Genomic DNA, 25,547 nt, shown 5'->3' with positions numbered 1-25,547 from the left:
GCGGGCGCCTGCCGGCGGATCCACCGTTCACATGATCGAATCATAACACGTCCATCGCAATAGACGAGCCGATCCATGTCCCTAAAACTAGCGACTATCGGGTTAACATGCTGTTAACACTAGCGTGAAGCGGGCGTGTTCGCTGTTCCCTGCGGCACAGGGCAGGCCTGCGGGCGAGGAAAGCGGGGCTGTCCCGATGCGGCACGCGGCCGGTCTGCAACCCCGGCGGCACTACCTTGTAAACATTGCGGTTTCCGCGCGAGCAAGGTTAACGCCTTGCTAACGCTTTTCCTCTACTTTTCATGAACGATTGAGAAGCGGCAAGGGGCTGCCGTTCCGGGGAATAACGGGTGTTTCGTGGCGGACAGGTTTCGCGAACTGGAGAGACCGCAGGCGGGGCGGCCGAAGGACATCGTGCTGATGGCCACGGTCTCCAGCTTCGAGAGCCTGCGTTTTCCATCCCGCTCGGACCTGCGCCAGTTCGGTGAACTCTTCGAACCGCTCTACAGCGCCTCCAGCGAGGAAGCCCGCCGGCAATCCGTCGCCGCGCTCTCCCGCTGCCCGCAGGTGCCGGACGAAACCGCCCTCTTCATCGCCACGCAGCCGATCGGCGTCGCCGCCATTTTCCTCATGGGCTCAAAGGCCATCGCCGATCGCACGCTGATGCATGTGCTGCGCGCCGCCAGCCCCGAACATGCCCGCGCCATCGGCCGGCGGGACGACCTTTCCCCCGCCATGGTCGAGGCGCTGGTCGCAAGCCACCAGGATCATGCCAGCCGCAGGGCCGGCGAGGATCGCGAGGAGTCGCTGAAGGAAGCGGCAAGGCTGGAGCGGGAAGAACAGATCCGCGAGGAGTTGCGGGCCCTGGTGCGCGCCGCGAAGCCAGCGGTCGAAGCACCGCCGACGCTAGAGCCGGCAACGGAGGTCCATCACGCGCTGTTCGTGCGGTTTGCCCGCGCGGGCGAGGCCGGCATGCTGGCCGTCACGCTCGCCGACGCGCTCGGCGCCAGCCAGTGGCTGTCCGAGCGTATCCTTCTCGATGTGTCCGGAAGGCAGCTCGCCGAGACGCTGCTGGCGCTCGACGTGCCGGAGGAAGACAGCCTGTACGTGCTGGCGAAAATCTACCCGCACCTCGCCGAAGGCGGTGCGGCGGCCCTGCTTTCGGCGCTAGACCCGGCCGAGGCGATCGACCGTGTCGAAAGCTGGCAGCGGGCGGACAGCTACACGAATGGCAATGGCCTGCCGAAGGCGGCCAACGGCGGCGACGCGAAGTCGAATGGGCAGGATAACCACGACAGGTCCTCCGAAGCCGCACGGCACCGCGCCGCCGGCTGATTTCTTCTATTAGAAAATCCGGCGCCGCGCCGGTACGCGAATCGTCGCGCCTTCGTTGCGCTCGGCCGAGAGCGCGGCCAGCATGGTGATGACGAACATTCCCGAAATCAGCAGTGCAAGAGCGGGCAGCACGATAAACATGGCGTTTCTCCGAGGGTTCGACACAGGCCATCGCCTGTGTGGCTCCCTTTTCCCACGCGCCGCGCCGCTGCGATGTTCCCGCGGGAACAGGCCCTCAGAACAGGAAGTCGCCCTTGTCGAGCGCGCGCAGCGCAACGTGCTCCAGAGTCAGCATGTCGTTGCCGGCACGGATCACCACGTCGTCGCCGCGCTGAACGGCATGGTTCGTCATCAGGTCGTCAAAGCCGGTGATTTCGGCATGGCCGGAAAAATCCACCCGGTCCGTGCCCGGCGTGAAATCCGCCACCCTGTCGCGCCCGGTCCCCTCGGCGAACAGGAAGACATCCTTCCCGCTGCCGCCGATGAGCGTGTCGTTGCCCTTGCCGCCGTCGAGAATGTCGTTTCCGCCGCCACCCGAGAGCGTGTTTGCGCCGCTGTTGCCGATGAGCACATTGGCAAGCCCGTTGCCCGTACCGCTCATGCCGGCCTTGCCGAGCAGGATGAGCTTTTCGAGATTGGCGCCGAGCGTGTAGCTGACGGTGGACTGCACCGTATCGGTGCCACCGCCCGCCTTCTCGACGAGCTTCAGCCGGGCATCCCCGACGATATAGGTGTCGTTCCCCTTGCCGCCCGCCACCGTGCCGGTCACCTTGCCGCCGCGCGTGTCGAACGTGTCGTTGCCCGCGCCGAGATCCACCGAACCGCGGATCGTACCGTTATTGGTGACGATCTCGCTGCCGCTGCCGCCCTTCAGCGCCAGGCCCTCCGCCTTCAGCGACCCATTGTTGGCGAAGGTGTTGAGCCCCTTGCCGAGGAGGGCGACCGCAATGCCCTTCGTCGCCGTGATCGCGCCGTTGTTCGTCACCGTCGCGCTGGCCCCGTCGCTGAAGATGCCGGCTGCGCCCTTCAGCGTGCCGTTGTTCATCACCTGCGCGTGCGCGCCGCCGATATCGACAGCCTCGCCGGCCGTTGTCGTTATCGCCTTGTGATTGGCGAAATTGACGTTTGCCCCGTCGAGCCGGATGCCGCCCTTCGCCGCGGAAATCGTACCGTTGTTCGCCACCACCGCATTGGCGCCGCTGATGACCACGCCCTCGTCGGCACGCGAAAGGACCTTGCCGTTGTTGGTGACGACGGCGCCCGCGCCCGACACCGTCAGCCCGTCGCGGTGGGCGTCCAGCGTGCCGCTGTTGGTCACGATCGCCGCAAGGCCGGCGCTGCGAATGCCGTCATCGGCCGTCGACTGGATGAACCCGTAATTGGTGATGATCGCCTTGGCGCCCGAGACCGTGACGGCATCGCCTGCGCTTTTCACGGTGCCGTGGTTGGTGACCAGCGCCTCGCCGCCCGCCACCTTCAGCCCGGTCCCACCGGAGGACAGCACGGAGCCCCGATTGGTGATGCTGGCGCCCGCTCCGCTGAAATGGCCGGCCGCCGCATCGCCTGAAAGCGTGCCCTGGTTGGAAAAGACAAGCCCGCCGCCGCTCGCGGAAAGGCCGGTCAGCGCCGCGGAAACCACCCCGTTCGCCTTGATCGCGACGGTCCCGGCGTCGCTCCCCAGCGTGCCTGCCCCGAGCACGACGGCATGTCCCGCCGTGGAGCGGACCGTTCCGTCGACGACGAGCATGCGCCCGGCGAAAGCCCCGCCCGCATCGACGGCAAGGCCGGCCGTGGTTATGGAAATGCCGGGCGCGACGATCCACTGGCTGCCCGCCTCGCGTGCGACGAGGGTCGATGTCCGATCCTCGATAATGTCGTATTTGCTCATGTCTTTCCGGCGCCCGTCATCGGCATGGCCACGTCCTGCGGCAGCCCCGCCGCCTATCGAACGGCGGGATGCGTCTCGTTTTCGGGAGGGTTCCAGCGCGTGTGAGGGGCCTGCCCGCCGGAACCGCCATACCGCACTTCCTGCAAAAAATCCGTTTCACCCGGATCGGCACGGCCGGTTTCCGCCCGCAGGCTTAACGTCGGAAGAACCCGTCGTCCTTCGGCTCGGCTCCTGCGAATTCGATGAGGTCATCGAGCGCGTCCGCCTCGATCGACACGACCCAGAGATCGCCGTCAAAGCGCCGCTCCCGCGCCAGTGCATCGGCAACGGCCGCCGCCTCGACACGCTCCAGCCGCGCCTCGAAGCGCCGGAGCCCGCTCTCCTCGGCCTCGAAGACACTCTGCGGCGCCGGCCCATACAGGCTCTCCGTCCCGTCGCGGAACACCTGCCGCACGAACACCGCCCCCGCCTCCTCCGCGCCCTTCACCTCGACAGCCGCAAAATCGCCGCGGGCGAAGACGCGGCGCATCAGGGCGGACACGAAGATATCGGAGCGAAGGCGCATGGCCGCGGCATACACGGCACGGCGCGGCGGGGCAATGGCGAAGGCTGGCGAGCCCCGCATCAGGGCCGCCGGGAAAAGCCCCGCCTCACACGCGGATTGCCAGCCGCAGCCCGCCCCAGTGGCGGCCGTTGACGGTTATGGGGGCGGAGATGTCCTTCATCAGCACGAACTGGCCGCCACCCATGTCGCGGCGATAGGTCTGCACGAGGAAGGGTTCGGTGCTGCGCCCGGCGGCGAGCCCCACCCGGTCGTTGAAGATCCGGCGATTGCGGCAGTTGGCGGTGTTCCAGGCCGGATCGCCCGGCCGTTGCGCTTCGGAGAATTTTCGGTTGTGCGTCGGCAGGTATCCCTGGTCGTCGATCGCCGCGCAGAAGGCGATGCGGCCGTCCGCGGCCACCGCCGGCTCCTGGATATCGGGCAGAACGCGGTCGGTGAAATCGGTGAAGCGCGTCGTCATCTGCACCGGGTCGGTGCCAGGGATCGGCCGGTACTGCCGGTCGAACAGGGCCTCCATGCCCATCTCGCCGCTGCGGATGGCGGCCGAAAAGCGCGCCGAGACCTTGTCGGCCAGTTGCTGCACGAGGCGGATGTAGGGGCTGTCCGGCGTCTCGATCCCCGCGCTCGCCGTCGCCTGGATGATGCGCTCGGAAATCGCCACCACCTCGCCGACCTTGCCGGACGCGCCCTGCAGCGTCCCGTTGGAGCGGATGATCTCGGCCGAGGCCGCACCGATCGAGCGGGCGAAATCGCTGCATTCCCGGTCAACCGCACCCGTCGTCGCGGCAAGCGCCGAGGCGCTGTCGAGGATCTTCGACATGACCTGTTCGACGCCGGCAAAGGAACCCTGGACCTCGGACGCCGTCACCTTGACGCCCTCGGCGGAAACACGCGCGCCCTCGCCCGCTACCTCCAGCCGGTCGATGCGGGCGCGCAGTTCCTGCAGCGTCTTCTGGATGGAGGCGGTCGTGCTGGAGGTCTCGAGCGACAGCGCCCGCACCTCCGCCGCCACGACCGCAAAACCCTTGCCCGCCTCACCCGCACGCGCCGCCTCGATGGCCGCGTTCAGCGCCAGGAGGTTCGTCTGCCGGGCGATGGTGCCGATGGCGTCGGCCAGCCGGCCGACATCGGCAAGCGCGCCGGAAAAGGCCGAGATTTCCGTGCCGATCTCGTTGGAGGCCGTCACCATGTGGTCGATGGCGGCGATCGAGCCGTCGAGCTGCACCGCCTGCTCGCCCAGCACACGGCGGGCGCTCGCGGCCAGCTGGTCCGTCTCGCCGAGCGAGCGGGCAATGTCGCCATTGGCGCTGGCGATCGCCGTCGCCGACTGGGTCAGCCGGGTGAAGAGTGCCGCGTGCTCGCGCGACTGGGCGGCGGTGTCCTGGATGGAGCCGGCAATATCGACGAGATGCAGGCCGAGGTCCGAGGCTTCGGCGGCCAGCGACCCGACGACCCGCCGCAGCGCAGCCCCATCGGCTGGCGCCGGCTTCTCGTCCTCTTCCCAGATATGCGCAGTCTCACGCAAGGCAGCGTTGGACATGGTTCGACAATCCTCCCGGTGATCGAGGGATCATCGGGCAGACATGGTTAACGCATCCTTTAAAAACAACCGGTAGATGTATCAGTCAAGGCGTACGACTTTGGTCGCATGCACGACGCGGCTCAGAGCGCACCGATGTCCTTCAGCTTGGCCAGAACCTGCTCGTTCGGTTCGCCGGTGACCGGCAGGCGGTAGTGCTTTTCGAAGTGGCGGATCGCGGTGCGGGTCTTCTCGCCGATCAGCCCGTCCACGGCGATATCCGTATAGGCGATGTTGCTGAGGCCCTTCTGGATCTTCATCACCAGATCGCTCGGCACAGGCCGTGCGACGGCGGAGGTCACGGCTGGATCGGCTTCTGCCTCGGCCCGCATGATGGCCGCCGCGACCGGGTCCTCCTCGACTTCCGCCTGCGTCTGCGTCCTGGCGGGTTTGCTCTCTATGACCTTGGCCACCTCGTCGAAGGGCCGCTCGGCCGGCGTCACGTCGGTGACCTCGGGCAAGGGTTCGCCCTCCTCAGCGCGCTCGATGACGAAGGTCGTCACGTCGTGCGGTTCGGGCTGGGTGGCCGTGAAACCGAGGGAATTGTCGGCAGAGCGCATCTTCAGGAACGGCGCCGGATGCCCGCCCGGCTGGTACCACAGCGCATTGGCGGCGACGAAGGAGAAAACAACGAGGAAGGCGCAGGTTCCGCCCACCACGGTCGGATGGCGCGCGGCAAGGCCGCCGAGCGCCACGAGCCCGGTGATGACGATATTCGGCCGGCGCGGCTCCACGCGTGTGCCGGACCGGCCCTTGCGGGCCTGGCCCTGGGGCCGCCGCTCAGGCTGTCTTCTGACGTGCGCGTTCATCGTTCGTGTCCTTGCCATCTCGCGACGGCTCGTAAACCGTCTCGATTACAGCCGCAAGGCGCGGCGGAAATTCGACGGTGGATGCAGTTCCGGTGCGCGGCTCGCCATCCGGCGCGACGCCCGAGCCGTCCGCCGGCACGCGTACGGTGATGACCGTGCCCTCGCCCGGCCGGCTCTGGATGACGAAGCTGCCGCCATGCAGCGCCACGAGACCCTTGACCAGCGACAGGCCGAGGCCGGTGCCTTCGTATTTGCGGGTATATTCGTTCTGCACCTGCATGAAGGGCTGGCCGATCAGCGCCAGCTTGTCGGCGGGGATGCCAATGCCGGTATCGCTGACGGTCAGGACGAGGTCCCTGCCCTCGCGTGCTGCATCGATGGTGACGATGCCGCCGCGGTCGGTGAACTTGATCGCATTGCCGACGAGGTTGATGAGCACCTGCTGGATCGCCCGCTGGTCGGCGATGGCCTCGCCGATGGCGCGCGGCACCCGGCTCGTCAGCTTGATGCCCTTCTCGCGCGCCTGGAGGCCGAGCATCTGCTCGCAGGCCCGGACGCTGTCGGCGACGAGGAAGGGCTCGGTCAGGAGCTCGTAGCGGCCCGCCTCGATCTTCGAGACGTCGAGCATCGTGTTGACGACCGACAGGAGATGCGAGCCCGACTGATGGATCAGCGTGACGTATTCGCGCTGCCGGTCGTTCTGCAGCTTGCCGAAATATTCGCCGGCGAGGATGTCGGAAAAGCCGAGGATGGCGTTCAGCGGCGTACGCAGCTCGTGGCTGACGGCCGCAAGGAACCGCGTCTTGGCATCGTTGGCCGATTCGGCCTCGGCGGCCTTGCGGGCGCTCTCGCCGCGCAGCTTCGCCTCGTCGGAAATGTCGCGCGACTGGGCGACGACGGCAGCAAGCGCGCCGTCCGCGCCGGCAAGCGCCGTCATTTCCACACGCATATGGGTGAACTGCTCGGCATCGGCCTCGATGCGCGCGCGGTCGATGCGTACGTCCACCGTTTCGCGCGTGCCGCCCTGGCGCAGGCGGTCGATCGCCGCGAGGAAGCCGATCCGGTCGGAGACATGGATCTGGTCGAGATAGCCGCGGCCGGCAGGGTCGCGCATCCAGGCGAGCATGTCGGCGCGGTCGCGGCCGTGCACCGCCGTGACGAAGCCACGCGCATCGTGCAGCGTCACGAGGCCGGCGAAGAGATCATAAGGAGAGGCGGCCGGCGGCGCGGCGGCGGCCAGCTCCTCGGCGAAGGTTTTCTGCAGTGCCGGCTTTTCCTTGAAGGTCGAGGCGGCCGCGGCCGCCAGCAGCGCACCGGCACCGGCCAGCGCCACACCGGCGGGCAGCGCGGCGGAGGCGGGCATGACGGCGGAGAGGACAAGCGGCAGGCCGGGAACGGCCGCCAGCAGTGCCAGCGTGGTGGCGCGCAGCGACGCGGACGGACGCTGACCGGCAGCAGGTGCGCCAGCAACGCCAGCAACGGCGCCCAGGCGGGCTGCCATTCTGTCAGCGATGGTGGTCAATTGGCGCAACGCAAAACCCTGCCGTTTATGTTCTTTTGGTGAGCCCAAAATCGCATCGGCGACTTAAGGAAAGAATAAACGACGGGGCCGGAAAGCAGGGCAAAAAGGCCCAAAAGTCCCATTTCGGGGCAATCCAACGGCCATTCGTCCGGCGTGGTTAACGGGGCGTAAGCGCCTCATTTTGCGGCATTTTTCTGTTCATATTAACTTCTGGGGCAAAGGGCGGGAAAGGCCCCTCCCGGCATTCCGGCGCCTTGCTGCCGCGCTGCCCGCCACGATCCTTAACGGCGATCGCTAAAATCTGCCTCAAATGCGTTTAAAGTGCCGGGAAAGGCGAGATAGATCGCATTTTAATCAAAACTGGGCAAAACCCGAATGATTCTTTCAAAGGGGAATTTCCTTCCCGCCCCTATTCTCGCATCAACGGTTCGCCAAGGACCAAACAAGCCGAAGGCCGCAAAGAGCCGAGGCGATAACGAGGATGGCAAGCGATGTGGTTTCTGATCAAGGGAACGTTCTGGTTCTCAATGGTTCTCGTCCTGCTCCCCTTCCTGGACGCGGAATCCTCCGCCAAGCTGGAAAAGGGCCCGACGGTCGAGATCGGCGACACGTTCACCGCCGCCAGCGAAGCGCTGCATTATGTAACGGCGATGTGCCTCGAAAAGCCGGACGTCTGCGAAAAGGGCGCCGAGACCTTCGTCGCCCTCGGCCACCGGGCCCGTGAAGGCGCCCGCATCGCCTATCAGTTCCTCGACACCCAGTTCGCCGAAGAAGGCACCGCCGTCGCCAAGGCCGATCCGGCCGCCGAAGAAGCGCTCGACCAGCCGCTTCCGGCCGTTGCCACGATCGATGCCGACGACGAGGTCATCACCGGCACCGTTGCCATCCCGACCCGCCGCCCCGACCACAAGGGCTGATACCGCCACCCATTTCCCGCATGTCCGGAACAGGCCGCCTTTTCCCGCCCGGACCTCGCGTGACCGTTTTTCTGCCTGCCTCACTCGTTGCCCTGCAACCGCCGTATGGACCCGTTCCCTACGGCGTTTCTTTTTGTCCGCACGCTTTCCGGTTCAAATTCCGGGCCGGCTCGCCTATATGAAGGCAGTCCCCGCATACGGAAGAACCATGGCCACGCTGCAAGAGATCATCGACGACTTCGCCTTCCTCGAGGAGTGGGAGGACCGCTACCGCTATGTGATCGAGCTGGGCAAGGCGCTGCCGGACCTGCCGGAGGAACAGCGCACCGCCGCCAACAAGGTGCAGGGCTGCGCCAGCCAGGTCTGGCTCGTCAGCAAGGCAGATGCGGGCGCCGATCCTATGATGACCTTCGAAGGCGATTCGGACGCCCACATCGTGCGCGGCCTCGTCGCCATCGTGCTCGCCATCTATTCCGGCAAGCGCGCCTCCGAGATCGCCGCGCTCGATGCGATCGACACCTTCAACGCCATCGGCCTCGTCGAGCACCTCTCCTCCCAGCGCGCCAACGGCCTGCGCTCGATGGTGCGGCGCATACGGGAAGAAGCCGCCGTACGGGTGGCGGCCTAGAGCATTTCCGGCTCACCGGAAATGCTCTGGATTCTTGTTTTTACCGCATTATCCGACGCCGAAGCGATTTCGCTTCGGCTGGAAATGCTCTAGGCACCGCGCGGCCCGCCAACACGCCGCGGCGGGCGGCCCCTCATCCCGGCAGTTCCGGCCGATAGCCTTGCGCACCCCAGGCATGCGACCGCCGCCCGGCCGGGACCGGCGGGGCATAGTGGCGGGCGAGCGCCATCAGGGCGGCGCGCAGCATGAGTTTGGCGGAGCGGGCGGGCCATTGCCGCTCGCGCTCCACGGTCTCCAGTCCCTTCATGAAGCAACAGACATCGAGCGCGACGCCGGACAGCTCCGGGCCGATCGCCGCAATGGCGCGCGCGACCCGCAGGCGCGCGGCAAGCGCGGTATCGGTGAGCTCGCGCGCCGTGCCCGCCTCGCCTTTCTGGCGGCCCGCGATGCGCGGCTCCCACGCCATGGTCAACCGCGGCTGCAGGCCGCCGCGGGTGAAATCCGCATGCAGCCTTTCCCCGGCGGCAAAGGCCGTCTCCGGCAGGAAGGCCTCGCCCGTCTTCTCCTTCAGCCGTGTCAGGCTCGCAAGCGGCGATTCCAGCTGGTTGGCGCGCGCCCGCTCCCGCATCCCGTCACGCAGCACCGTCACCTCGGTCATGTCGCGGTGCTGTTCGGCAAAGGGTGTTCCGGCCGTGCAGAGCCGGCGCCTGAGATAGGCGCGCGCCTCCCCCGCCGCAAAGGCACGGTCGCCCTCACGCCGCACCAGCCCGCGGCGCACCGCCTCGGCCAGAAGCGCCGGCGCAAGCGGCTGCCGGCGCCCGTCGGCGGCAAGCGCTTCGTCCTCTGTCACCTTTGCCCCACCGGCCACCAGCAGAAAGCGCAGGAGCCTTGCAAGCGCGGCATCGTCCACCACCGCCCCCTCACCCATGGCTGCCGATCCCCGCCGGGCCGAAGACCGACTGCACGACGCGCTCGACCGCCGAGACGAAGGCATCGAAGGCGGCATTGTCGCGGCGGTCTTCCACCACATTGCAGGCATGGCCGACCGTCGTCCGGTCGCGCCCGAAGGCGGCGCCGATATCGGCCTGGGGCAGCCGCAGCACGACGTGGCAGACATACATGGCGATCTGGCGCACATGGCAGGCGGAGCGCCGGCTGTCCCGCCGCCAGAGCGCCCGGTCGCCCGCCATGGCCATCATTTCCAGGACGAGCTGGCGCACGATGCGGCAGGCAATGCCGGCCGGCACGACCGGTGCTGGCGCGTCGGGCACGACGCATTTGATCTCCGGCGCAGGACCGGATGCGGTCTTGAGGGATGCCCGCCGGTGGGGAACGATGAACTGGTGCATGACTGGCCACTCCGTTTATAGGAATTTATTCATACACCCTAGAGGATGACCGAGGACGAATGAAGCATAATCGCCCAACCATCCATTGAATTTCTTTAATAACCTGTGCCTCATATCCCCATATAGGCATTTTTTCCTTTTCATTCGATCCGATGCGCGCCCAGACGGGCCATAAACGCAGAAAGCCGGCCCCTTTCGGGACCGGCTTTCGATTCGCATAGATAGATGCGAGACTTACTTGCCCTTGCGGCGCTGGCCGAGGCCCATTTCCTTGGCGAGGCGCGAACGGGCCTCGGCATAGGCGGGCGCGACCATCGGGTAATCTGCCGGCAGGTCCCACTTCTCGCGGTACTCTTCCGGGGTCATGCCGTAATGGGTCATCAGGTGGCGCTTCAGCGACTTGAACTTCTGGCCGTCCTCCAGGCAGATGATGTAATCGTTCTGCACGGACTTCTTCACCGGAACCGGCGGCTTCGGCTTTTCGGCGACGACGGGCACTTCCACGGCGGCAGCGGGCTGCGTCGTGTTGTTGAGTGCGGCATGCACGTCGGCGATCAGACCCGGCAGTTCTGCAACCGGAACGACATGGTTGCCGACATAGGCAGCGACGATATCGGCAGTCAGTTCCACAAGCAGATTGGAGCCGGCGCCAAGGGTTGTTTCGGTCATTTCTTTCTCCTGTCGGACAACACGAAGGTCGATGGCCCTATCCACCGGCCTGAACAATGAATTCGGCGTAAAGCGTCTTTGTCGGGCGATCCTGTGGCAGAATAATGCTCGCCGGCGGAAATGCAGACATTTCTGTCGATATAACTTCCACTACAGCGGTCGCCGCGTCACATGCCGGCTCTTTCCGAGACATATACCCCGCGGGCATAAATACGGTCCGAACTCAACTTAAACAGGAAAACCGCACGCAAGCTAAATCAACCCGAATGCTTTACTTCACTTGGAATATCATTCCGCAATTCGTTGTCCAGTATTATTTTAGAGAAATAACATTGGAATCTTTGAGGTGAAATAGAAACCACTAAAAATTGGTGGATAGTACAATTTCTCGGGGTTTGCTTCTCAACCCTTTATCAACGCTTCTTGTTGCCGCGTTCGCGCGCGTCGCGCATCTCGTCGAGCACCGCATGGCGCGAGAAGCGATATCCCGCCTCGTGCGCCGCCCTGGCGATGAGGTGGGCGGCGATCGGCGCGGTCAGCACGAAGAAGATGAAGCCGGCGAGCGCGCGCGTGAAGATCGCCGCGTCGAGGGAATGGATGCCGGCGGCAAAGAGCATCAGGCCGGAGCCGACCGTTCCCGCCTTCGAGGCGGCGTGCATGCGGGTATAGACATCCGGCAGGCGCACGATGCCGAGGGCCGCCAGGAAGGTGAAGATGCCGCCGGCGACCAGCATGACGGCGACGACGATGGAAAGAACGAGATCCAGCATCAGCGCCGCCTCCTTGCCCTGGTTGCCTTGCCCTGCCGCACGCCCTTGCGGGCGGGGCTCTCGCCGCCCGCCGCCGGTTCGTCCGCCTCCATGCCCTGGCGCAGCACGAAGCGCGCGAAGGCCACGGTGGCGAGGAACCCGACGAGGCCAAGCGCGATGGCGATGTCGATATAGAGGTTGAAGCCGGTCTTGATGGCGAGGACGGCGATGAAGCCGATGGCGATGGCCACCAGCATGTCGAGCGCGACGATGCGGTCCGGCAATGTCGGTCCCTTGACGACCCGGTAGGCCGTCAGGAAGAAGGCCGCGCACATCAGGAAGAGCGCGATGGTCGCAGCGGCGGAGATGACGGTTTCGGCGCCCATCAGCGGAAGGCCTCCAGGATCTTCTTCTCAAAACCATCGGCGATGTCCCGCCGGGTGCCGACGGGATCGGAGCAGTCGAGCGCGTGCACATAGAGCACCTTGCGGTCGGCGGAAACATCGACGGAAAGCGTGCCCGGCGTCAGCGTGATGAGGTTGGCAAGCAGCGTGATCTCGAAATCCCGGTCGACTGTCAGCGGAAAGGCGAAGATGCCAGGTTTCAACGCCATTTTCGGGCTCGCCACCAGCACCGCCACCTTCCAGGCGGAGAGCGCCAGCTCCTTGATGAACAGGAGGACGAGCGACAGCAGCTTGAGCGGCCGGATGCGCCGTCCGTCCGGCTGGATGTGGTCGCGGATCAGCGCAAGCGACAGCGCACCGGCGACAAGGCCGAGCAGGAGATTGGGAAAGGTGAAGCTGCCGGAGACGGCGAGCCATAACAGTGCCAGGAGGGCGATGGTGAAGGCGGGCCGCATGTCAGTTCCCCCCCGGAAAGACCGAGCCGATATAGGCCCGCGGATCGGCCAGCCCCTGCGCGGCCAGCTGGATGGTGGAGAGCAGCGCCTCGGGAAAGAGGCCGAAGACCACCGTCAGCGCGGTGAGCGCGGCAAGCGGCAGCAGCGCGCTTGCCGGAATGGCCTCATCCGCCAGCGCGCCGCCCGCCGGCCGCCAGTAGGCCAGAAGGAAGACGCGGCCGACTGCGATGGTCGTCAGGAAACCGGTGAGGAAGACCACCGCCGCCAGCCACCAGGCACCGATATCCATCGCCGCCTTCGCCACCATGACCTTCGGCCAGAAGCCGGAGAACGGCGGCAGGCCGGACACCGCGAAGAACAGCACCAGCGACAGGGCGGCAAACAGCGCCGAGCGCGTGTAGAGCCCGCCGAGACGGGCGAGATCGAACGAGCCGGCAAGCCGCCCGGCAAGGCCCGCAGCCATGTAGAGCGCCGTCATCACGACCATGGAGTGCAGCGCATAGAAGATCGCCCCACCCGTGCCGCCGGGGCTGCCGAGCGACAGACCGGCCAGCATGACGCCGATGCCCGAGATGACGAGATAGCCAAGCAGCCGGCGGATGTCGCTCTGCCCGAGCGCGCCGAGCGCCCCGAGGATCATGGTGGCGGCGCCCGCCAGCGCGATGACGAAGCTCAGTTCCTCCCGCTCGACGGGAAAGAGCATGATCAGCGTGCGCAGCAGCGCATAGATGCCGACCTTGGTGAGCAGGCCGGCGAACAGCGCCGACACCACGACGCGCGGCGTGTGGTAGGAGGCCGGCAGCCAGAAATTCACCGGAAAGGCCGCGGCCTTCATGCCGAAGGCCGTGAGATAGAGCATGGCGAGCGTCATCAGCGGCAGCTCGGCGCGGCCCGCCGCCGCCTTCGTGGCAATGTCGGCCATGTTGAGCGTGCCGAAGATACCATAGAGATAGCCCGTGGTGACGAGGAACAGCGTCGTCGCGATGAGGTTCAGGAAGGCGTATTTGATCGCGCCGTCGATCTGCCGTGGCTCCGAGCCGAGCGTGAGGAGACCGAAGGACGAGATCAGCAGCACCTCGAACCAGACATAGAGGTTGAAGATGTCGCCGGTCAGAAACGCGCCGGAAACGCCGGCCATCAGCAGGAGCAGGAAGGGATAGAAGCCGTAGCGCAGGCCGCTGCCGTCGATATCGCCGAGTGCGTGCACGGCGCCCGCAAGCGCCACGACGGCGCCCACGAGGGCAAAGAGCACGCCTGTCAGGTCCGCCGTGAACGCGATGCCGAACGGCGGCAGCCAGCGGCCCATCACCATCGTCACGGGGCCGTTCGCCAGGACATGGCCGAGCAGCAGCGCATCGAGCAGCACCAGCACGGCCAGTGCGGGAACGGCAAGGAAGCCCTGCAGGTGTAGCGACTTGCGGGCCATCAGCAGCACCGCGCCGGCCAGAATGCACCAGACGGGCGGCAGGACGACCAGCCAGTCGAGGGTTGCGACCGGGGTCATGACGAGGGCTGCGGAGAGATCGGTAGGCGTAGCGGCCATTGGCGGGGCGGTTCCTGTCAGTAGCCGGTCGGCGGGAGGGGATCGTTCTCCGGCTCCGCCAGGCGCATCTCGTTACCGTTGTCGGTACCGAGGTCCTGGTAGGCGCGGTAGACGAGCACCAGCAGGAAGGCGAAGAAGGAAAAGGAAATGACGATCGCCGTCAGGATGAGGGCCTGCGGCAGCGGATTGGCGGTGAGCGTCTGCGGCACGTCGTGGCCGGCGGGGATAATCGGCGGCACCTCGCGCAGAATGCGGCCATTGGTGAAGAGCAGCAGGTTCACCGCATTGCCGAGCAACACGACGCCGAGCAGCACGCGCACCAGGAACTTCGACAGCATCAGATAGACGGCGGCGGCGAAGAACAGGCCGATGAGGAGGACGAAGGGCACTTCCATCACACGTCCTCCGTCTCGAGCGCCAGCGCGATGGAGGTGATTGCCCCCACCACCACGAGATAGACGCCGGTATCGAACAGCATAACGCTGGAGAGCGGGATCTCGACGCCGAGGATGACGGGATAGACCCAGAGCCCGGTCATGAAGGGGACGGCAAAGAAGATCGACATAAGGCCGGCGACCGCCGCGATGAAGAGGCCGAAGGCCGAGATCGCCATCGGGTGGAACCACAGGGCCTTGCGCACGGCGGCAATGCCGTTGGCGATGCCGAAGATCGCAAGCGCGGAGACCGCGATCAGCCCGCCCGTGAAGCCGCCGCCGGGTTCGTTGTGGCCGCGCAGCAAGACGAAGATCGAGAACAGCACCATCAGCGCGGTGAGGAACGGCGCGACGGTGCGGAAGATGAGCGTGTTCATGCCTTGCCTCCCGCCTTGCCACCCTTGCGGATGCGGATGATCGACAGGATCGCCAGGCCCGTCACCATAACGACGGCGATCTCGCCCAGCGTGTCCGTGCCGCGGAAATCGACGATGATGACATTCACCACATTGGCACCGTGGGCGATCGTCTTGGAATAGAGGTTGAAGAAATCGGTGAGCGCCGTGTCGAAGCGGCCCTGCGTGACCTTCAGGAGATAGAGCGAGAAGCCGAGCCCGCAGGCGATGGCGATCACGGCATCCGGGATCTTCTCCCTCAGCGGCCGGTGGTCACGCGGTGTCAGCTTCAATCGTGTCATGACAAGGGCGAGAATGACGACCGACAGCGTCTCGATCATGAACTGCACGAAGGCGAGATCCGGCGCGCCGAAGAGCAGGAAGAGCATGGCGACGCAAAAGCCCTGGATGCCGAGCGCGACGATGGCCGTCAGGCGATTGCTCGCCGTCAAGACGGCGCAGAGGCCGACGACGGCGAGCACCATGACCGCCAGCTCGTGGAACGGCATGTCGGCCGGCCAGACCGGCAGGCGCGGCCATTCGCCATAGACCGCCGGCGGCACGAGCAGCGCGAGCGCAATCACGGCGAAGGTCGCCGTCATGTAGATTTCCATGCGGCCGGGCTGGACGAGCCGGGTGACCGTCGTGGCGGCGCGCACGAGGCCGGTCATCGCCTGGTCGAAGCCGCGGTCCGGTCCCCAGCCGATGTCCTCGACCAGCCGGTTCGCCATCGCGCGCGCCTTGTCGAGGAAGAGGAAGACGGCAATGCCGAAGGCAACGGTGACGGCGGACAGCGCCAGTGCGAGGCTGAGATGCGGCACGGCCGAGATGGTGACCGTCTCCTGCTTTCCGGCAATGGCGGAGGCAAGCGGCGAGGTCAGCACGGCATGGGTGATCGCGGAGAAGACGCCGACGACCAGCCCCATGACGGCGAGCAGCATGGGACCGATCCAAAGGAGGGCCGGTCCTTCATGCGCATGTTTCGGCGTCTCGACCGGCGCGCCGAGGAACGGCTTCAGCGCCACGGCGAAGGCGACGGCGAACATCAGGCCGTTGCCGATGATGGCCGCGGCGGTGAAGGCGATCTGGCGCAGGTTGCCGCCGGCGAGCGCCACATAGATCTCTTCCTTGGCAAGGAAGCCGAAAAAGGGCGGCAGGCCGGCCATGGAGAGCGCGGCAAGCAGCGCGGCGAGGAAGGTGACGGGCATCGCCCGCTTGAGCCCGCCCAGTTTCGTGATGTCGCGCGTGCCCGTCTCGTGGTCGATGAGCCCGGCGACCATGAAGAGCGCGCCCTTGAAGAGCGAATGGGCGACGAGATAAAGCGCAGCGGCGGCCACCGCATGGTCCGAGCCGAAGCCGGTCAGCATCACGAGAAGGCCAAGCGAGGCGACCGTCGTATAGGCCAGCATCAGCTTGAGATCCGTCTGGCGGATGGCGAGCACCGCGCCGACGAGCAGCGTCAGCCCGCCGAAGGCCGGCAGGATCGTCTCCCAGGCGACCGTGTCGCCCATCACGGGATTGAGCCGCATCAGGAGATAGACGCCGGCCTTCACCATGGTCGCGGAATGCAGATAGGCCGAGACGGGCGTCGGCGCTTCCATGGCGTTCGGCAGCCAGAAATGGAACGGGAACTGCGCCGACTTGGTGAAGGCGCCGCCGAGAATGAGGAAAAGCAGCGGCAGGTAGAACGGGCTCGTCCGCACCTCCGCGCCAAAGGACATCAGCAGCGACAGCTGCGTGACGTCCGTGACGTTCCACAGGAGCAGCAGTCCCGCCAGAAGGAAAAGCCCGCCCCCGCCGGTGACGACCAGCGCCTGCAGCGCGGCGCGGCGCGAGGCTTCCCGCGCATGGTCGAAGCCGATCAGGAGGAAGGAGGTGATCGAGGTCAGCTCCCAGAAGACGAAGAGCATCAGGAAACTGTCGGAGGCGACGAGGCCGAGCATCGCACCCATGAACATCAGGATGAAGGAGAAGAATCGCCCCTGATGCGGATGTCCCTTCAGGTAACCGCCCGCATAGAGCACGATCAGCGTGCCGATGCCGGAAATCAGCAGCAGGAAGGCGAGCGACAGGCCGTCGATCAGCCAGGAGAAGCTGACATTGTAGGACGGCACCCAGGCATAGCCGCCCGTGACGATCTCGCCGCGCGACACTTCCGCGTTGAAGCCGAGAAAATGGAGGAAGACGGCGGCCGGCACCAGCGCCAGGGGCCAGGCGGCATGGTGTCCGAGAAGCCGCGTGAGCGCCGGCGCGATGAGCGCGCCGAGAAACGGCAGACAGAAGGCGAGGAAGGTCAAGCCCATCGTGTCTGGAATCATTCCGTCTCCCTCATCCGCGGGCTCCACCCGTCTTGCCGTGTTTTTTCAGATCGCCGGTTCTACGTCGGTATGACGAAAATCACCACCCTTGAACGGCAAACCTGCGACGTTTTACCCACCTTCAGGCGGATCAGGCGTATGCAAGGCAAGGCTCGGGAAGTAAGTCCGGTATCGCCCGGCGTCCCGTGTGATCAAGGTCAGGCCGGCAACCGCGGCATGGGCGCCGATGAAGAAATCCGGCAGCACGCTCACGCGGTTGCCGCCGGTCCGGCGATAGGCCTGGAAGGCCTTTCCCGCAAGGAAAAGGGCCTGCCGCGGCATGGGCAAGGGCTCCAGCTCCGCCAGCGCGACCATCGCATCGAGATCGGCAATATCCCGGTAGCGCACGGAAAGCTCGGCATAGACGACATCGTTGATCGCGAGGGGACCAAGCAATGCGGCGGCCTCAAGCTCGGCCTGCGACCACGCAGCCCAGACCGGATCTTCCGTCACGAGGTCGAGCAGGACATTCGTGTCGACCAGGAACATGCTCAATCGTCGCCGCGCGTCAGTGCCATGATCTCGTCCGTCGTCATTCCCTGACCGGCCTGGCCGCGCAAGTGCGCAAATCGGCTTTTCGGCCGGGCATCGTCCAGGGGCACGACGACGATGCTGCCATCCCCGACCCGGCGGAACTCGACCCGGCTACCGGGGCCGATGCCAAGGAAGTCCCGCACGGCCTTCGGGATCGTCACCTGCCCCTTGCTCGTCACCGTCGTGCTCATGAACCCTCGGTAATACCGTCGTGAAAGTGCGTATTACTTTACGCCGCAAACGATGTGTTTGCCAGCTCTCCATCAGGATACCGCCAAAGATTGTCTTGCCGCCCCCGGCACCCTATCTATGGTTCCGACAGGAGGACGCGATGAGCGACACGAAGACACTGAAGGTCAACAAGACGAAGGACGAGTGGCGGGAGATCCTCACACCGGAACAGTTCCGCATCACGCGCGAACACGGCACGGAGCGTGCCTTTTCCAGCCCCGACTTCGACCTTTCCAAGAAAGGCACCTATCACTGCATCTGCTGCGACAGGCCACTCTACCGCTCGGAGGCGAAGTTCAATTCCGGCACCGGCTGGCCGAGCTTCTACCAGCCGATCGAGCCCGGCGCCGTGGCGGACCATTCCGACTATTCCTACGGCATGACGCGCACGGAAATCCGGTGTTCGGACTGCGACGCGCATCTCGGCCACGTCTTCCCGGACGGTCCGCCGCCGACGGGCCTGCGCTTCTGCATGAACGGCGTGGCCCTCAGCTTCGATCCGGACTGAGGCGTATGGAAAGGCGGCCGCGGGCCGGGCCTACCGCTTGGGAACCTTGAGTTCCATGCAGGTCAGGTCCAGCCAGCGGCCGAACTTGATGCCGACCTCGCTGAACCGGCCGACCACGCGGAAGCCGAGCTTTTCGTGCAGCTTGATCGAGGCGGCATTCTCCGCCTCGATGCCGGCGATCATCACATGGATGCCGTTGAAACTCGCCCGGTCGATCAGCGCCTTGAGCAGGCGCTTGCCCGTGCCGGTGCCGCGGGAATCGCCGCGCACATAGACGGAATGCTCGACCGTGTGGCGATAACCGTCGAAGGCCCGCCAGTCGCCATAGGAGGCGTAACCGATCACCTGCTTGCCCCGCATGGCGACGAGCACCGGGAACCCGCGCTCGCGGCGGGCGGAGAACCAGGCCTTGCGGTTTTCGAGGTCAACGGTGGCCTCGTTCCAGATCGCCGTCGTGTTGGCGACGGCATCGTTGTAGATGTCCATGATGCCGGGAAGATCCGCCTCCACGGCGTCGCGTATCGTGATGTCCATGGTTCCCCCCGGTTTTGCCTCCTGCCATACAGGAGGAGCGGGAAAGCTGTCCAGCCTGCTTTGTGGCGCGGCGCCGCAAACTTGACGCGCGAAGGATGCTGTAACAGTTTAAAAGCGCTGCACAATTCCTTGAAACGGAATCGCTTCGCGGATTTCAGCAGCGCTTGAAGGGTGAAGAAACGCCCGCCTTTGTCCGTTCCCCAGGGGACGCCATCAACGAGTAGCCCATCGTGCAACGTTTTCTCTTCCTTCTTTTCTTCACCCTCCCCGCCGCCGCCTTCGCCCAGGGCTGGGAGCCCTATGCCAACGCCCGCTTCGGTTTTGCGGTGGACGTCCCGCCCGGCTTCACGCTCGTGCAGGAGGCCGACAATGGCGACGGGCGGACCTATGCCAATGGCGAGGCCAAGCTCTCCGTCTGGGCGAACCATCTGGTGATCGGGTCGTTCGCGGACGAGGTCGCCAGCCGGCGCATGGCCTATCTGCGGGAGGGCTTGGATCTCAGCTACGAACGGCAGGCGGCCGGCTGGGCAAGCCTTTCCGGCACGCTTGTCGATTCCATCCTCTATCACCGCATCATCGCACTTTGCGACGAGGTGGCCGCCTCCTTCGTGCTGGAATATCCGCAATCGATGAAGGCGGAGATGTCGCCCCTCATCGGCAAGCTGGTGAAATCGCTGCGGCCGGCCGAGGGCTGCACGAGCGCACAGGGCACCGCCCCGCCGGCGCAATAGCGGCGAAACACGCCGTCAGACACCCGAAACGACGCTGGTCAGCACTGCCGAATAATGCACGGCGGCCGCGGCGACGACGAAGCCGTGCCAGATGGCGTTCTGGAAGCGCAGCTTCTCCCAGACATGGAAGATGACACCCACCGAATAGAGCACGCCGCCGGCAACGATGAGCGTCAGCGTGGCGGTGGAGAGGTGTGTCGTCAGCGGCCCGGCGGCAAGCACACCGCTCCAGCCCATGGCGAGATAGATGAGGATCGCCAGCCGGTCGTAGCGGCCGGGCAGGAGGAATTTCAGCGCCACGCCCGCCGCCGCCATCAGCCAGATGCCGACGAGCATGCCGGCGAGCAGCGGCTCGTCGATGCCGCGCTGCAGGAAGGGCGTATAGGTGGCGGCGATCAGCACGAAGATCGCGGCATGGTCGAAGCGGCGCAGGTGCCATTTGACCGTCGAGACCGGCCAGAGATTGTAGGCGAAGGAGGTGGCGAGCGCAGCGACGAGCCCGACGCCGTAAACCCAGGCGGCCGCCAGTTGCCCGCTCGTCGCCCAGACGGTGGCATAGAAGATCAGCGCCGTCACGCCGATCAGCGCGAGCACGACGCCGACACCATGCACGATGCCGTCGGCGATCACCTCGCCCCGATCATAGTTCCATTTGACGCCCTTGATCTCCATCACGGCCGATCCTGCCTTGTCTGTGAAGACATAGGTGGCGCGTTTGGAAGCCAGGGGCAAGAGTGTGGCCGGATCACAAAAGTTTGCCGCGTGAGACGAATGCTCGACCCAAACCCGAGACCCCTCCCGCGGCAAGCGCTATTGCTGCGCGATGCACTCCTCGCAGAGCGCGGCATGGGGCACGGCGGCGAGGCGGGCCGCGGAGATCGGCGCGCCGCACTTGGCACACCGTCCGAAGGTGCCGGCGGCGATGCGGTCGAGCGCGGCGTCGATGGCGCCCAGTTCCTTGAGACCGGTCGTGCCGAATTCCTCCAGCACCTCGTCGTTCTCCCGCTCGATGGCGCGGTCGGCGCTGTCGCCGCTCTTCAGCGTGTCGAGATCCTTCTCGATCCTGTTCAGGCGGCTGTAGAGCTCGCGCTTGCGGGCCTCCAGAATGTCCTTGTACTGCGCCAGGTCCGTCACGGTACCGATCTCCTTTCATCTGCGATCATGCACTGAAAATGGCATCGCGCCTGAGAAACGACATTGATCGGAATCAAGTTCCCGAACCGGCACCGTCAACGCTGCATTGACAGTAAATCGCCGAAACACCACCTTTCGTGAACGCCGCCGCTCCGCCATATTCCCCCACGACAGAACGGTTTCCAAGGGAAACCGAAACAGGGATAAAACCATGACGGACCTCGACAGACGGACATTCCTCGGCGCCGCCGCCGCGGGCATCGCCGCCACCAGGGCCGGCCCCAGTCGCGCGGAGACCGCCCCGATGAACGATATGAACAGCCACGCCATCGACATGCCTGCCTTCGTCGATCATTCGCACCTGACGGTGATCGACCTGCCGATGCTCTCGGCCTTCTACCAGAAGGTGATGGGGCTTTCGGTGCTGGACACATCGGCTTCTGGCGAAACGCTCGGCGTTGCGGGCCGGCCGCTCCTGACGCTGACGACGGGCAGCAATGCCGCGCGCGCGCCGCGCAATGCGCCGGGCCTCTTCCACACCGCCTTCCTCGTGCCCAACCGCCGGGAACTCGGCCGCTGGCTCGCCCATGCCGCGCATAACAACGTGCCGCTCACCGGCGCTTCCGACCACCTCGTCAGCGAGGCGATCTATCTCGACGATCCGGAAGGCAACGGCATCGAGATCTATCGCGACCGCGACCGCGCCGAATGGACCTATGTGCCCGACGGCAAGGTCAAGATGGCGACGAACCGGCTCGACCTGCAGGCTCTTTATGACGAAGCGCCGAAGGACGGCTGGACGGGCCAGGAAAACGGCACGGCGATCGGCCACATCCATCTCCAGGTCTCCGACATCCCGGAGGCGGATGCCTTCTTCCGCGATGTGCTCGGCCTCGACATCATGGCGAGCTATCCCGGCGCCAGCTTCTTCGCGACAGGCAAGTACCACCACCATGTCGCCGCCAATGTGTGGAACTCCCGTGGCCAGCCGAAGCGCCAGACGGGCATGACGGGCCTTTCCGACTACACGATCCGCTTCAACGATCCGGCGAAGCTGGAAACGGCACTGAAAAAGCTGGATGAATTGTCGATCGCGACGACGCGCGAGGGCGACACAGTCTCGCTCGTCGATCCCTGGGGCATTGGCCTCAAGCTCTCGGCCTGAGCCGACGCGCGCCAAGGTGGAGGGTTGGAGCATCCACCCTCTGCCCTGCTGGGCAGAGGGTGGTATCGGGCGTCGCTATAAGACGCCCCACGGCCTCAATCGTAGAGATAATGCGCGGCCCAGTCCTCGTGCGGCACCACGTCGCCGATGTGGTACTTGAAGGCATTGACCTCCAGCCGGTCGGCGCTCGCCTCGCATTTGTAGGACAGGCGATACCATTCGCCACCGCTGCGGAAGACGGCGCCCTTCGTCTTGATCGTGGTACCGTCGAGCTTGGGATCGCCGAAGGCATAGGCGATCACCTTGTCCGGGCGAAAGCCGCCCTTGTCGCCGCTGATCTTGTCCATCGCCTCGATGTCGCAGCGCTGCTCCAGCCGCTCTTCCGGCGTCAGCTTCTGAAGCTGGCTGCGCACGCGGGCATCGATCGCCAGCGCGGGGGATGAACAGAGCGGCGCGAGCGCCAGAGTGCAAAGGGCGATAAAAAGCCCGCCTGCCTGCCGTTTCAACTGTCGGCCTCCTCTTCGTGGCGTCATTACCGACACCTTAATTCGGGGTTAACGGGCAATATGTCGATTTCGCGGCGCTGGCAACCCACCGCAGGTTTCAGGCCACAAGCGGCGGAACTTCCGCACGCTTCGCGCGTTTTTGGCGCCAAAGAAGGGCTATGCCATGCACGACATTTCGGGAAAACCGGCGGAACGGCGGCTCTTGCGGGGCAGCCTCGACATGGAAAAGGACCTTTCGCAGGACGCGCCACGCCGCTACGGGCTGGACATCGCCGCGGCCTGGGCCGCCATCGGCATCTTCGTCATCATGGCCATGGCCGTCGTCTATCTCATGGCGCCGATCCTCATTCCGCTGTCGCTGGCGGTCGTCACCGGCCTGATCTTCGGCGTGGCCGCGGAAAAGCTGACCGATCTCGGCATTCCGCCGCTCCCGACCGCGCTGCTGCTGGCCGGCGCCTTCGGAGTGGGCGTCTTCTTCATCGCCGGCATGCTTGCCGATCCGATCACGCAGCTTGCCGCAAACGCCCCCGATCTGGTGCGCGGGGCCTATGACCGCATCACACCGCTGTTCTCCCGCCTCGGCTGGCTGAACATCAGCCCGCAGACCTTCGAGAGCGGCCAGATGTCGATGGAAAAGGTGCTGGAAAACACCGGCAGCATCCTCGGCATCCTCTCGGCCAGCCTCACCCCCGCCCTCCTGCAGGGCATGATCTTCTTCGCCGCGCTGGTGCTCTTCCTCTCGGCCCGGCTGAAACTGCGCCAGATGCTGATCATGGCCTTCCCGCGCCGCGGCCAGCGGCTTGCCGCCATCCGCGTAATGAACGCCATCGACAGCGCGCTCGGCTATTATTTCGCCACCGCCGCGCTGGTCTACGGCGCGCTCGGCGTCGTCACCGCGCTCATCACCTGGGGCGGCGGGCTCGCCATGCCCGTGCTCTGGGGGCTCTTCGCCTTCCTCTCCTCCTTCGTGCCCTTCCTCGGCGTGACGCTGATGACCATCGCGCTCGCCACCGCCGGCCTGCTCACCCACGAGACGCTGATGATGGGCCTCCTGCCGGCCCTCGCCTTCTTCGTCGTGCACCTTGCCATGGAAAACCTCATCATGCCGGCCGTGATGGGCAAGCGGCTGGAGGTCAACGCTTTCATCATCTTCACCGCCATCATCTTCTGGACCTGGATGTGGGGCGCGGCCGGCGCCATGCTGGCGCTGCCTCTGTCCATCATCGGCATGACCATCGCCGACGAGCTGCGCCCCGCCAAGCGCAAGGCCCGGCGCAGCCTGCCCGGCTGACAAACCGTCGCACCGTCACAGTCCCGCTTGCCAATAAACATTATACATTATATGAAAGTGTATAATGTTGAAAGCAACGGCTGGAAGGACGTGCCCCTTGAGCGTGACGACACCGCCCGGCGGCAAGGCGACAATGCCGCCGCAGGCCATGGAGGCGCGGGCGGCCGAGGTCGCCGGCCTCCTGAAGACGCTCGCCCATCCGGCCCGGCTGATGCTGGTCTGCACCCTCGTCGAGGGCGAATTCTCCGTCGGCGACCTCGAACGCCGGCTCGGCATCCACCAGCCGACGCTCTCCCAACAGCTCAACGTCCTGCGTGAGGCCGGCATCGTCGAGACCCGCCGGGAAGGCAAGCAGATCTTCTACCGCCTCACCGCCGAAAAGGCCGCAAGGCTCGTCGGCGCGCTCTACACGATCTTCTGTACGGACGAGGACAATCCATGACCGACTACCTCCCCTCCCTTCTCGGCGGCATGATGATCGGCCTTGCCGCCGCGCTGCTGCTCGCCCTCAACGGCCGGGTCGCCGGCATCAGCGGCATCCTCGGCCGGCTCACCCAGGGGAGCAACGTCGCGGTCAACGCCGCCTTCGTCGCCGGCCTCCTCCTCGGCCCCATCCTCTATCGCGGCTTTGCCGGCGGCTGGCCGGCCGTCACCATCGCAATGCCGTTGCCGCTCATCGCCGCCGCGGGCCTCCTTGTCGGCTTCGGCACGCGCATGGGCTCCGGCTGCACCAGCGGTCATGGCGTCGTCGGCCTTGCCCGGCTTTCGCCACGCTCCTTCGCCGCCGTCGCCAGCTTCCTCGTTGCCGGTGTTTTCGCCGTCGCGCTCCTGCGGAGTTTCGGCCTGTGACCCGCCCCGTCCCGCAAATCCTGTCGGCGCTCGCCTGCGGCGCGCTCTTCGGCCTCGGCCTTGCCCTGTCCGGCATGCTGGACCCGGCGCGCGTGCAAGGCTTCCTCGACCTTGCTGGCGACTGGGATCCGAGCCTTGCCTTCGTGCTCGGCGGCGCCGTCGCCGTCATGGCGCTCGGCCTCGCCCTCATCCGCCGCCTGCCGCGCCCGGCCTTCTCGGACGGCTTCCACCTGCCCGATACCCACCCCGTCGACCGGAGGCTTATCCTCGGCTCGGCGCTGTTCGGCCTCGGCTGGGGGCTCGGCGGCTTCTGCCCCGGCCCGGCGCTGGCCGCCCTTTCGCTCGGCCGGCCGGAACCTCTCCTCTTCGTTGCCTGCATGGTGGCCGGCATGGTGTTGCACGACCGGCTTTTCGCCCGTCGGGTAGGCTGAACGCTTGATGCAGGCCGCAGGGCTCTCTATCTCTCTGA

The 25,547-nt window shown here is 65.8% G+C and carries 32 protein-coding genes; 10 read left to right on the top strand and 22 right to left on the bottom strand.

The features are described from left to right. The first annotated feature begins 357 nt into the window (after window positions 1–357). Window positions 358–1,335 (top strand): hypothetical protein, encoded by a 978-nt coding sequence (locus K0P03_RS04835; RefSeq protein ID WP_272789043.1) that lies wholly within the window; start codon window positions 358–360, stop codon window positions 1,333–1,335. Window positions 1,336–1,344: 9 nt separating this feature from the next. On the opposite strand, the gene K0P03_RS04830 is transcribed toward K0P03_RS04835, so the two are convergent. The 6 genes from K0P03_RS04830 to K0P03_RS04805 all read right to left on the bottom strand — a co-directional run bounded on the left by K0P03_RS04830 (window position 1,345) and on the right by K0P03_RS04805 (window position 7,674). Further along, window positions 1,345–1,476 (bottom strand): hypothetical protein, encoded by a 132-nt coding sequence (locus K0P03_RS04830; RefSeq protein ID WP_272789042.1) that lies wholly within the window; start codon window positions 1,474–1,476, stop codon window positions 1,345–1,347. A 94-nt stretch (window positions 1,477–1,570) separates the two neighbouring features. Beyond that, on the bottom strand, window positions 1,571–3,223 hold the full coding sequence (locus tag K0P03_RS04825) for a hypothetical protein (protein WP_272789041.1): 1,653 nt from the start codon (window positions 3,221–3,223) through the stop codon (window positions 1,571–1,573). 193 nt (window positions 3,224–3,416) lie between these two features. Next, window positions 3,417–3,788 carry a DUF1491 family protein gene (locus K0P03_RS04820; RefSeq protein WP_037406084.1) on the bottom strand — a complete coding sequence of 124 codons (372 nt, stop codon included), beginning with the start codon at window positions 3,786–3,788 and terminating at the stop codon, window positions 3,417–3,419. Window positions 3,789–3,873: 85 nt separating this feature from the next. Continuing rightward, complete coding sequence (locus tag K0P03_RS04815) at window positions 3,874–5,325, bottom strand: methyl-accepting chemotaxis protein (protein ID WP_272789040.1); 1,452 nt, start codon at window positions 5,323–5,325, stop codon at window positions 3,874–3,876. A 122-nt stretch (window positions 5,326–5,447) separates the two neighbouring features. Further along, window positions 5,448–6,173 (bottom strand): peptidoglycan-binding domain-containing protein, encoded by a 726-nt coding sequence (locus K0P03_RS04810; RefSeq protein ID WP_130514793.1) that lies wholly within the window; start codon window positions 6,171–6,173, stop codon window positions 5,448–5,450. Continuing rightward, window positions 6,145–7,674 carry a sensor histidine kinase gene (locus tag K0P03_RS04805; RefSeq protein WP_272789039.1) on the bottom strand — a complete coding sequence of 510 codons (1,530 nt, stop codon included), beginning with the start codon at window positions 7,672–7,674 and terminating at the stop codon, window positions 6,145–6,147. Before K0P03_RS04805 ends, K0P03_RS04810 begins: the two co-directional genes overlap by 29 nt. A gap of 512 nt (window positions 7,675–8,186) precedes the next feature. On the opposite strand from K0P03_RS04805, the gene K0P03_RS04800 reads away from it, so the two are divergent. Next, window positions 8,187–8,612 carry a DUF5330 domain-containing protein gene (locus K0P03_RS04800; protein WP_024270257.1) on the top strand — a complete coding sequence of 142 codons (426 nt, stop codon included), beginning with the start codon at window positions 8,187–8,189 and terminating at the stop codon, window positions 8,610–8,612. Between the two features lie 208 nt (window positions 8,613–8,820). Continuing rightward, window positions 8,821–9,240: a SufE family protein gene (locus K0P03_RS04795; protein WP_023516683.1), complete on the top strand. Its 420-nt coding sequence runs from the start codon at window positions 8,821–8,823 to the stop codon at window positions 9,238–9,240. A gap of 133 nt (window positions 9,241–9,373) precedes the next feature. Here K0P03_RS04795 and K0P03_RS04790 read toward each other — a convergent pair whose 3' ends face one another. From K0P03_RS04790 to K0P03_RS04735, 12 genes are all read right to left on the bottom strand, one after another. Next, window positions 9,374–10,168 (bottom strand): DUF6456 domain-containing protein, encoded by a 795-nt coding sequence (locus K0P03_RS04790; RefSeq protein ID WP_272789038.1) that lies wholly within the window; start codon window positions 10,166–10,168, stop codon window positions 9,374–9,376. Then, a complete protein-coding gene (locus tag K0P03_RS04785; RefSeq protein ID WP_050743540.1) occupies window positions 10,161–10,589 on the bottom strand; it encodes a helix-turn-helix domain-containing protein in 429 nt (142 codons plus the stop codon). Before K0P03_RS04785 ends, K0P03_RS04790 begins: the two co-directional genes overlap by 8 nt. A 234-nt stretch (window positions 10,590–10,823) precedes the next feature. Next, complete coding sequence (locus tag K0P03_RS04780; protein WP_024270260.1) at window positions 10,824–11,258, bottom strand: MucR family transcriptional regulator; 435 nt, start codon at window positions 11,256–11,258, stop codon at window positions 10,824–10,826. Between the two features lie 413 nt (window positions 11,259–11,671). Further along, a complete protein-coding gene (mnhG, locus tag K0P03_RS04775) occupies window positions 11,672–12,028 on the bottom strand; it encodes a monovalent cation/H(+) antiporter subunit G (RefSeq protein WP_023516530.1) in 357 nt (118 codons plus the stop codon). Continuing rightward, window positions 12,028–12,393, bottom strand: a complete 366-nt coding sequence (locus K0P03_RS04770; protein WP_023516529.1) for a cation:proton antiporter — start codon at window positions 12,391–12,393, stop codon at window positions 12,028–12,030. The genes mnhG and K0P03_RS04770 overlap by 1 nt, the downstream gene beginning before the upstream one ends. Further along, window positions 12,393–12,866 (bottom strand): Na+/H+ antiporter subunit E, encoded by a 474-nt coding sequence (locus tag K0P03_RS04765; RefSeq protein WP_272789037.1) that lies wholly within the window; start codon window positions 12,864–12,866, stop codon window positions 12,393–12,395. Before K0P03_RS04765 ends, K0P03_RS04770 begins: the two co-directional genes overlap by 1 nt. 1 nt (window position 12,867) lies before the next feature. Then, window positions 12,868–14,409: a Na+/H+ antiporter subunit D gene (locus K0P03_RS04760; RefSeq protein WP_023516527.1), complete on the bottom strand. Its 1,542-nt coding sequence runs from the start codon at window positions 14,407–14,409 to the stop codon at window positions 12,868–12,870. Window positions 14,410–14,426: 17 nt separating this feature from the next. Continuing rightward, the gene (locus K0P03_RS04755) at window positions 14,427–14,804 is read right to left on the bottom strand and encodes a Na+/H+ antiporter subunit C (protein WP_050743537.1); all 378 of its coding nucleotides are present in this window, start codon (window positions 14,802–14,804) and stop codon (window positions 14,427–14,429) included. After that, the gene (locus K0P03_RS04750; RefSeq protein WP_023516525.1) at window positions 14,804–15,220 is read right to left on the bottom strand and encodes a Na(+)/H(+) antiporter subunit B; all 417 of its coding nucleotides are present in this window, start codon (window positions 15,218–15,220) and stop codon (window positions 14,804–14,806) included. The genes K0P03_RS04755 and K0P03_RS04750 overlap by 1 nt, the downstream gene beginning before the upstream one ends. Continuing rightward, window positions 15,217–17,556, bottom strand: a complete 2,340-nt coding sequence (locus K0P03_RS04745; protein WP_272789036.1) for a putative monovalent cation/H+ antiporter subunit A — start codon at window positions 17,554–17,556, stop codon at window positions 15,217–15,219. Before K0P03_RS04745 ends, K0P03_RS04750 begins: the two co-directional genes overlap by 4 nt. A 111-nt stretch (window positions 17,557–17,667) precedes the next feature. Continuing rightward, window positions 17,668–18,084, bottom strand: coding sequence for a type II toxin-antitoxin system VapC family toxin (locus K0P03_RS04740; protein WP_023512955.1), 417 nt, complete (start codon window positions 18,082–18,084; stop codon window positions 17,668–17,670). Window positions 18,085–18,086: 2 nt separating this feature from the next. Then, window positions 18,087–18,320, bottom strand: coding sequence for an AbrB/MazE/SpoVT family DNA-binding domain-containing protein (locus K0P03_RS04735; protein ID WP_272789035.1), 234 nt, complete (start codon window positions 18,318–18,320; stop codon window positions 18,087–18,089). A 140-nt stretch (window positions 18,321–18,460) separates the two neighbouring features. Here K0P03_RS04735 and msrB point away from each other — a divergent pair, with 140 nt between their 5' ends. After that, the gene (gene msrB / locus K0P03_RS04730; protein WP_023512957.1) at window positions 18,461–18,868 is read left to right on the top strand and encodes a peptide-methionine (R)-S-oxide reductase MsrB; all 408 of its coding nucleotides are present in this window, start codon (window positions 18,461–18,463) and stop codon (window positions 18,866–18,868) included. Window positions 18,869–18,898: 30 nt separating this feature from the next. On the opposite strand, the gene K0P03_RS04725 is transcribed toward msrB, so the two are convergent. Continuing rightward, the gene (locus K0P03_RS04725) at window positions 18,899–19,402 is read right to left on the bottom strand and encodes a GNAT family N-acetyltransferase (protein ID WP_023512958.1); all 504 of its coding nucleotides are present in this window, start codon (window positions 19,400–19,402) and stop codon (window positions 18,899–18,901) included. Window positions 19,403–19,632: 230 nt separating this feature from the next. Between K0P03_RS04725 and K0P03_RS04720 the strand changes: the two genes are divergently transcribed. Beyond that, window positions 19,633–20,133, top strand: coding sequence for a hypothetical protein (locus K0P03_RS04720; RefSeq protein ID WP_272789034.1), 501 nt, complete (start codon window positions 19,633–19,635; stop codon window positions 20,131–20,133). Between the two features lie 15 nt (window positions 20,134–20,148). Here the strand turns inward: K0P03_RS04720 and trhA are convergent, their stop codons facing one another. Next, a complete protein-coding gene (gene trhA, locus K0P03_RS04715) occupies window positions 20,149–20,805 on the bottom strand; it encodes a PAQR family membrane homeostasis protein TrhA (protein ID WP_088016481.1) in 657 nt (218 codons plus the stop codon). Between the two features lie 138 nt (window positions 20,806–20,943). After that, entirely contained in the window at window positions 20,944–21,267 is a 324-nt protein-coding gene (locus tag K0P03_RS04710) for a TraR/DksA family transcriptional regulator (RefSeq protein ID WP_050743533.1), read from the bottom strand. 304 nt (window positions 21,268–21,571) lie between these two features. Here K0P03_RS04710 and K0P03_RS04705 point away from each other — a divergent pair, with 304 nt between their 5' ends. After that, window positions 21,572–22,432 (top strand): VOC family protein, encoded by an 861-nt coding sequence (locus tag K0P03_RS04705; RefSeq protein ID WP_272790448.1) that lies wholly within the window; start codon window positions 21,572–21,574, stop codon window positions 22,430–22,432. Window positions 22,433–22,527: 95 nt separating this feature from the next. Here the strand turns inward: K0P03_RS04705 and K0P03_RS04700 are convergent, their stop codons facing one another. Continuing rightward, window positions 22,528–22,938: a DUF930 domain-containing protein gene (locus tag K0P03_RS04700; protein ID WP_443020530.1), complete on the bottom strand. Its 411-nt coding sequence runs from the start codon at window positions 22,936–22,938 to the stop codon at window positions 22,528–22,530. Window positions 22,939–23,101: 163 nt separating this feature from the next. Between K0P03_RS04700 and K0P03_RS04695 the strand changes: the two genes are divergently transcribed. From K0P03_RS04695 to K0P03_RS04680, 4 genes are all read left to right on the top strand, one after another. Continuing rightward, the gene (locus K0P03_RS04695; RefSeq protein WP_023516335.1) at window positions 23,102–24,229 is read left to right on the top strand and encodes an AI-2E family transporter; all 1,128 of its coding nucleotides are present in this window, start codon (window positions 23,102–23,104) and stop codon (window positions 24,227–24,229) included. A gap of 133 nt (window positions 24,230–24,362) precedes the next feature. Continuing rightward, window positions 24,363–24,671 carry a sulfite-sensing transcriptional repressor BigR gene (bigR, locus tag K0P03_RS04690; protein WP_272790446.1) on the top strand — a complete coding sequence of 103 codons (309 nt, stop codon included), beginning with the start codon at window positions 24,363–24,365 and terminating at the stop codon, window positions 24,669–24,671. After that, the gene (locus tag K0P03_RS04685; RefSeq protein ID WP_272789033.1) at window positions 24,668–25,078 is read left to right on the top strand and encodes a YeeE/YedE family protein; all 411 of its coding nucleotides are present in this window, start codon (window positions 24,668–24,670) and stop codon (window positions 25,076–25,078) included. The genes bigR and K0P03_RS04685 overlap by 4 nt, the downstream gene beginning before the upstream one ends. After that, the gene (locus tag K0P03_RS04680; protein ID WP_130514770.1) at window positions 25,075–25,509 is read left to right on the top strand and encodes a DUF6691 family protein; all 435 of its coding nucleotides are present in this window, start codon (window positions 25,075–25,077) and stop codon (window positions 25,507–25,509) included. The genes K0P03_RS04685 and K0P03_RS04680 overlap by 4 nt, the downstream gene beginning before the upstream one ends. Window positions 25,510–25,547 lie beyond the last annotated feature (38 nt).

The sequence above is a fragment of the Shinella sp. HY16 genome (genome assembly GCF_028534175.1).
GTDB lineage: Bacteria > Pseudomonadota > Alphaproteobacteria > Rhizobiales > Rhizobiaceae > Shinella.
Note: the sequence above shows the minus strand (reverse complement) of the source record. Positions and strands in the feature narration are given on the sequence as shown.

Coding starts and splice junctions, on each gene's coding strand:
- mnhG (WP_023516530.1), bottom strand. CDS start 12,028: ATGCTGGATCTCGTTCTTTCCATCGTCGTCGCCGTCATGCTGGTCGCC.
- K0P03_RS04760 (WP_023516527.1), bottom strand. CDS start 14,409: ATGGCCGCTACGCCTACCGATCTCTCCGCAGCCCTCGTCATGACCCCG.
- K0P03_RS04810 (WP_130514793.1), bottom strand. CDS start 6,173: ATGAACGCGCACGTCAGAAGACAGCCTGAGCGGCGGCCCCAGGGCCAG.
- K0P03_RS04695 (WP_023516335.1), top strand. CDS start 23,102: ATGCACGACATTTCGGGAAAACCGGCGGAACGGCGGCTCTTGCGGGGC.
- K0P03_RS04725 (WP_023512958.1), bottom strand. CDS start 19,402: ATGGACATCACGATACGCGACGCCGTGGAGGCGGATCTTCCCGGCATC.
- K0P03_RS04705 (WP_272790448.1), top strand. CDS start 21,572: ATGAACGATATGAACAGCCACGCCATCGACATGCCTGCCTTCGTCGAT.
- K0P03_RS04830 (WP_272789042.1), bottom strand. CDS start 1,476: ATGTTTATCGTGCTGCCCGCTCTTGCACTGCTGATTTCGGGAATGTTC.
- msrB (WP_023512957.1), top strand. CDS start 18,461: ATGAGCGACACGAAGACACTGAAGGTCAACAAGACGAAGGACGAGTGG.
- K0P03_RS04790 (WP_272789038.1), bottom strand. CDS start 10,168: ATGGGTGAGGGGGCGGTGGTGGACGATGCCGCGCTTGCAAGGCTCCTG.
- K0P03_RS04735 (WP_272789035.1), bottom strand. CDS start 18,320: ATGAGCACGACGGTGACGAGCAAGGGGCAGGTGACGATCCCGAAGGCC.
- K0P03_RS04740 (WP_023512955.1), bottom strand. CDS start 18,084: ATGTTCCTGGTCGACACGAATGTCCTGCTCGACCTCGTGACGGAAGAT.
- K0P03_RS04820 (WP_037406084.1), bottom strand. CDS start 3,788: ATGCGCCTTCGCTCCGATATCTTCGTGTCCGCCCTGATGCGCCGCGTC.
- K0P03_RS04825 (WP_272789041.1), bottom strand. CDS start 3,223: ATGAGCAAATACGACATTATCGAGGATCGGACATCGACCCTCGTCGCA.
- K0P03_RS04770 (WP_023516529.1), bottom strand. CDS start 12,393: ATGGGCGCCGAAACCGTCATCTCCGCCGCTGCGACCATCGCGCTCTTC.
- K0P03_RS04800 (WP_024270257.1), top strand. CDS start 8,187: ATGTGGTTTCTGATCAAGGGAACGTTCTGGTTCTCAATGGTTCTCGTC.
- K0P03_RS04785 (WP_050743540.1), bottom strand. CDS start 10,589: ATGCACCAGTTCATCGTTCCCCACCGGCGGGCATCCCTCAAGACCGCA.
- K0P03_RS04795 (WP_023516683.1), top strand. CDS start 8,821: ATGGCCACGCTGCAAGAGATCATCGACGACTTCGCCTTCCTCGAGGAG.
- K0P03_RS04805 (WP_272789039.1), bottom strand. CDS start 7,674: ATGGCAGCCCGCCTGGGCGCCGTTGCTGGCGTTGCTGGCGCACCTGCT.
- trhA (WP_088016481.1), bottom strand. CDS start 20,805: ATGGAGATCAAGGGCGTCAAATGGAACTATGATCGGGGCGAGGTGATC.
- K0P03_RS04685 (WP_272789033.1), top strand. CDS start 24,668: ATGACCGACTACCTCCCCTCCCTTCTCGGCGGCATGATGATCGGCCTT.
- bigR (WP_272790446.1), top strand. CDS start 24,363: ATGCCGCCGCAGGCCATGGAGGCGCGGGCGGCCGAGGTCGCCGGCCTC.
- K0P03_RS04755 (WP_050743537.1), bottom strand. CDS start 14,804: ATGGAAGTGCCCTTCGTCCTCCTCATCGGCCTGTTCTTCGCCGCCGCC.
- K0P03_RS04750 (WP_023516525.1), bottom strand. CDS start 15,220: ATGAACACGCTCATCTTCCGCACCGTCGCGCCGTTCCTCACCGCGCTG.
- K0P03_RS04745 (WP_272789036.1), bottom strand. CDS start 17,556: ATGATTCCAGACACGATGGGCTTGACCTTCCTCGCCTTCTGTCTGCCG.
- K0P03_RS04780 (WP_024270260.1), bottom strand. CDS start 11,258: ATGACCGAAACAACCCTTGGCGCCGGCTCCAATCTGCTTGTGGAACTG.
- K0P03_RS04765 (WP_272789037.1), bottom strand. CDS start 12,866: ATGCGGCCCGCCTTCACCATCGCCCTCCTGGCACTGTTATGGCTCGCC.
- K0P03_RS04815 (WP_272789040.1), bottom strand. CDS start 5,325: ATGTCCAACGCTGCCTTGCGTGAGACTGCGCATATCTGGGAAGAGGAC.